At 73.3% G+C, this 5,189-nt stretch carries 4 protein-coding genes; 3 read left to right on the top strand and 1 reads right to left on the bottom strand.

The annotated features are described in order from the left end of the window. Positions 1-1,244, bottom strand: a 1,244-nt coding sequence (locus G6R24_RS17975) for a pentapeptide repeat-containing protein (protein WP_225438684.1), incomplete at its 3' end; no start/stop codon positions are given. A gap of 364 nt (positions 1,245-1,608) precedes the next feature. Here G6R24_RS17975 and G6R24_RS17980 point away from each other — a divergent pair. From G6R24_RS17980 to G6R24_RS22760, 3 genes are all read left to right on the top strand, one after another. Further along, on the top strand, positions 1,609-2,604 hold the full coding sequence (locus tag G6R24_RS17980; RefSeq protein ID WP_163550374.1) for a helix-turn-helix transcriptional regulator: 996 nt from the start codon (positions 1,609-1,611) through the stop codon (positions 2,602-2,604). Between the two features lie 130 nt (positions 2,605-2,734). Next, positions 2,735-3,148 (top strand): DUF456 domain-containing protein, encoded by a 414-nt coding sequence (locus tag G6R24_RS17985; protein WP_338084468.1) that lies wholly within the window; start codon positions 2,735-2,737, stop codon positions 3,146-3,148. Between the two features lie 454 nt (positions 3,149-3,602). After that, positions 3,603-5,063 carry an arginine deiminase family protein gene (locus G6R24_RS22760; RefSeq protein ID WP_263864084.1) on the top strand — a complete coding sequence of 487 codons (1,461 nt, stop codon included), beginning with the start codon at positions 3,603-3,605 and terminating at the stop codon, positions 5,061-5,063. Positions 5,064-5,189 lie beyond the last annotated feature (126 nt).

Here is a 5,189-nt window from a genome sequence, read left to right on the forward strand (position 1 = left end):
GCCGGGTCGGGCGCCGGGTCGGGGAAGGGGTCGTCGTCGGAACGGGGGGTCCAGAGCGCGGGGCGGCGCAGGCCGGCGGGCAGGAGGGTGCGCGGGCCGCCCTGGGCGCTGTCGACCTGGGCCTGGGTGAGGGAGGCGGCTCCGGTGAGGTCGGCACCGGTCAGATCCGCGCCGGTCAGGTCGGCGCCGGTGACGTCCGCGCCGCGCAGGTGCGCCTTCGTCAACGTGGCGCCGGTGAGGTTCGCCCCGACCAGTTCGGCGTCGGCGAGTTCCGCGCCGACCATCCTCGCGTCGGTGAGATCCGCACCGAGCAGACGCGCCCCCGCGAGCGCGATGCCCGGTAGTTCGGCGCCGGTGAGCTGGGTGCCGATCAGGCGTGCCTGGGAGAGGTCCGTCCCGATCAGATGGGCGTCGCGCAGGTTCGCACCGGACAGCCGGGCGCCGCGCAGCGTCACCCCGGACAGCCGGGCGCCGGTCAGGTCGGCGCCGGTCAGGTCGGCGCCGCTGAGCAGGGCGAAGGACAGCTCCATGCCGCGCAGGTCGGCGAAGCTCAGATCCGCCCCGGTCAGGTCGGCCTGGTCGAGGCGGACCCGGCGCAGATTCGCCCGGGACAGTCCCAGCTCACGCAACGTAGCCGGGCCGGTGAGATCGGCGTGGCGCAGGTCGGCGCGGGCGACGCCGTCGAGGTGGGGTAGTCCGGCGAGGGCCTGGACCGCGGCCCGGATGTCGGCCGCCGGCGTCACCTCCCCCAGCGGGCCGCGCTGCGTCGAGGCCGCCGTGCGGCGTGCCGCGTCCGTGCTGCGGGCCCGGACGAACGCGGAGAGCACCTCGACGACCGTGGCCTGGTCGACGGGGGAGTCGCGGGCGATGCGGCCGAGCGCGTAGATCCCGCCGAGGCGCACCTCGACGGCGTCCGCGGCGAGCTGGCCGACCGCGCTGGTGTAGCGCCCACCGACCTGCTGGGTGGTCATGAGCCGCCCGGCCCGCTCGGAGGCGGCTCGAAGCTGGGTGGCGACCAGCGCCAGCGCGCCGGCCACCAGCGCCGCCGCGATCATGGCGAGCAGCGCGGCCTGCAACGTCGCCCGGGACGCACCGTGCTCGCCGTACAACAGGGACGGCACCCAGATCGCCGCGGCCACGGCGGCGGCGACGGTGGCGACGCCACCCAGGGCCACGGCCGCCCGGCGCCCAGGCGGCTGGTCCGCGCCCGACGGCCGCCCAGCGGTCAGCAGCGGCCTGGTCACGCGTGATCGCGCCGTGTCCGGCCGTCGGCCACGCTGCTCGCGGCGCGTCCGCACCCGGCGCTCCGGCTGCCCTGCTTCCCCGTCAGTCATGGCAGAGCTGGTATGCCCAGGCAGCCGGCGCCTGTCACCACCCCCGCCGGGTGCCCCGTCCTGCCGGAGCACCCGTCCCCCTCCCGGCATCCCCGTCCTTCCGGCGATCTCGTCCTGTCGACGGCTCGCGTGCTACCGAGGTCCGTGTCCTGCTGTCATCTTCGTCCTGCCGCCGTCCTCGTGCTGTGGACATCGTCGTGCTGGTCGCGATTCGGGTGCCGGCGGCGGCTGACGAGGATGGGTGATGTCCCTGTTTCGCGGCTAGCATCCTGGGATGCGCTCGAGCCGACTGACCGCGCTGCTGCTGTATCTGCAGGCCGTCCGCCGGGCGACGGCACCGGAGCTGGCGGCCGAACTCGAGGTGTCGTTGCGCACGGTCCGTCGGGACATCGCCGCGCTGCAGGACGCGGGCGTCCCGTTGTGGACCGAACCCGGACGTCACGGCGGGGTCCGACTCACCGACGGCTGGCGTACCGATCTTGATGGGCTCACCGGGGACGAGGCGGCCGCCCTGCTGCTCGCCGGGGCCGGGCCGCAGATCCTGGCAGGTCTCGGGCTCGCCACCACGGCCGCGGCCGCCCGCACCAAGGTCCTCGCCGCGCTGCCGCCGCGGCCCCGGATACACGCCGGTCAGGTGCACCACCGATTCCTGCTGGACGCCCCCGGCTGGTTTCGGCGGGCGGAGCCCGTGCCGCACCTGTCCGCCCTCGCCGAGGCGGTCTGGACCGCCCGCCGCCTCGACCTCACCTACACCCCACGTGACGGTGATGTGACGACCCGTCGCGTCGATCCGTTGGGTCTCGTGTGCAAGGCCGGTGTCTGGTATCTCGTCGCCCGACATCGCGGACGCGTCCTGAGCTACCGGATCGCCCGGATAACCCGGGTGGTCGCGCGGGCCGAGACGTTCGACCGTCCGGCCGGGTTCGACCTCGCCACCTGGTGGCGCGAGGCCGGTGACGACTTCGCCCGTTCACTGATGCGCTGGACCTGCCGGCTGCGGCTCTCGCCCGCCGCCTTCGCCGACCTGCGTCTGGCGGTCGGTCCCGTCGCCGCACGGGACGCCCAGGCCACCGCCTCGCCCCCCGACGCGGACGGCTGGCGAGTGGTCGACCTGTCCACCGAGGGCCCGCGGGTCGCCCTCGGCCAGGTGCGTGACCTCGGCGACGGTGTCGAGGTGCTCGCCCCCGCGGACCTGCGCGCGACCCTCGTCGCCGAAGCCCGTCGCATCGCCGATCGCAACGCCGGCCCGCCCCCGACCCCGACCCGGTAGCCCTGGCTCGCCGTCCGCCGGCGCCGCGGCGGTTCTGATCGTTGCCGTCGTTGCCTTCGTGGGCGCGGGAGTCGGACGTTTGTCATGCTGTCCCGTAAGGTGTCGGTGGGCCGGTAACGTCGCCGAAAAGGTGGATGAGGAGGGAGGGCACACCATCAGTACCGCGCAGCTTCTGGCCGTCGCCGCAGTGATGGCCGTCGGACTGGTCGGTGTCGTGCTTCCGGTGCTGCCCGGGCTCGTCCTGGTCTGGGGCGCGGGCCTGTGGTGGGTGATCGCGGACGGCGGCGGGGTCGGCCGCTGGATCGTGCTCGCGCTGATGACGGCCCTGTTCGTGATCGGCGCGCTGACCAAGTACATCCTGCCGGCCCGGGCCACCGCCGGGCGTGGAGTTCCCTGGCCGAGCCTCGCGATCGGCCTGGCCTGCGCGATCGTCGGCTTCTTCGTCATCCCGGTGATCGGCCTGCTGATCGGTGGGGTGCTCGGCGTCTACGTGGCCGAGCTCGTCCGCCTCGGTGATCATCGCACCGCCGCCGCCACCACCTAGGCCGCGATTGTCGCCTTCGGTGTCGGTGTCCTCGTGGAACTGTTCGCCGGTGTGGCCATGGCCGCCGTCTGGGCCGTGGGCGAGCTGGTTTTCTGACGTCCGCGTCATGACCTGTCGGGAGTTGCCAGGTGATGTCGTAATCTCGGTAATCTTTTTGTTCTGGGGTGTCGGACATCTTGGTTCTGGAAATACCGGGCATCCGGGATGGTCGGCAGGCGAATTGTCCGGGGTGCTGGCGGGACGTTGCGGGTGAGGATTCACGGGGTGCGCATAATGTGCGAGTGAAGGACACGCGCCGGGAATTGGCTAGATGATTGCCGAGGTCCCGGGAAGGGGCGGGCGGGCAGGCTGGGATGAGCGGCGCGGGCGCTGGCCGGTGGCGACCGGGCCGGGGCCTGGTGAGTCGGCGGTCAGCGGGCCGGGGATGAACGGGCCGGCGAGGAGCAGATCGGCGGTGAACGGGTCGGTGGCGCCGCCGGCTCCGACGGTGCCGATGGTGCTGGTGCAGAGTCCGACGGTGGTGCAGCCGGTCGAGACGTTCGTGTTTCGAGCGGGCCGTCCGGCCTACGATCCGGTGCGGGCGGCAGCGGAGTCGGCGACGGCGCGGGCGGTGCTGGTCGAGCTTGGTGTGGAGCCGCGTTCGCCGGCCGAACTGCTGATGACGCTTCCCCGCAGCGTCCTGCTGGAGCTCGCGGCGCGGGCGGTGAGCGCGGACGACGACGCGCGGCTGCTGGCCGCTCGGGACGCGCTGCGGGACTGGTCGGTGCCGGCGTTGGCGCCGGTGGTGCTGCGTCAGCCTCGGCTGCTCGTGGAGGCGGGAGCCGGCGGCGGTGTCATCGGGCCGCGGTCGGGGGCGGGGGCCGAGCGGCGAGACGAGAGCTACGCGCTGCGACCGCTGTCCGGTCTGATGTTCCCGCGGGACCATTATGTCGATCTTGGTGGTGCGGTGGCCGTGGGCCGGCTGCGTCGGCGGGAACGGGCGCGGGAGACGGTGGTGATGGCCGCCGTGCTGCGCGGACTGCGGGGGCGCTCGGCCGAGGTGCGGGTACCAGCGCCGCTGTATCTCGCCGGCGGGGATGTGGTGACCTGCGGTGGGGTCGCCATCCTGGCCACCGGCGCGCGGACCAGTCCGGCGGTGTGGGGCTTGCTGCGGCCCTACCTGAGGGCCTCGTTCACCCATGTCGTGCGGGTCCGCGACGAACTGCGGCGGCCCGCCGAGCCGCATCTGGACCACTGGCTCGGCCTCGGCCCCGGCATCGCGCTGGTGGCGGCCGATCGCCTGAACGCCCCGGCCGTCGTCGAGAGCCGTGTCGTCGAGCGGCCCGACCCCAGCGGGTACGGTGCGGCGGACCGCGGCGGCGGCTACCGCGACCCCGGATATCCGGGCTCCGGCTACGCGGACTCCGGCTACGCGAGTGGCGGCTATGCGAGTGTCGGGTACGAGGATGTGGGCTATGAAGGCGGCGGATACGAGGTAGGCGGGCACTGGGGCGCCGGAAACGGGCGGGCCGGCTTCGGGGGAGGCGAAGGCAGCGTCGACCGGGAGAAGGCCGGCAGCGAGTACGGCACCGAGGGACTTGGCGGCCCGGACGGAGTGGGCATCGTTGGCCGGGAGACCACGCTTGTCGACGCGTTGCGCAGTATCGACCTCGCGGTCTGCCCGCTGGCACCGGAGATGGTCGCCGCCTTCGCCGCCGGAGTCTTCTTCCTGCCCGCCGCGCGGCTGGCCGCGGTGGGCGACGAGCCGGCGGCCCTGGTCTCGACGGCGAGCGCGCCGTGGACGGAACCCGTGCTGGCCCGGTTCGGGGTGCACACCATCGCGGTTCCCTTCGACGAACACCACAAGCACTTCGGCAGCCTGCACCGGGCGCTGAACACCGTGCCAGAGCCGCGGATTCCGATGCCGCGGCAGTGACCGTCGGATACCGAGCTCCCGGCCAGTCGCGGGTTATGCTGGCGTCGCATTCGCGACGGATGGGAGAACCACGTCATGAATTCCCGCGAGCGTAACTGGTCAGGTAGCGCTTTGATCGTGGGTTAG

Origin of the sequence: Candidatus Frankia nodulisporulans, from assembly GCF_902806475.1 — a bacterium.
GTDB classification, from domain to species: domain Bacteria; phylum Actinomycetota; class Actinomycetes; order Frankiales; family Frankiaceae; genus Frankia; species Frankia umida.

What these genes read in the sequence shown, in the direction of transcription:
- G6R24_RS17980 (WP_163550374.1), top strand. Translation starts at nt 1,609, where the DNA reads ATGCGCTCGAGCCGACTGACCGCGCTGCTGCTGTATCTGCAGGCCGTC.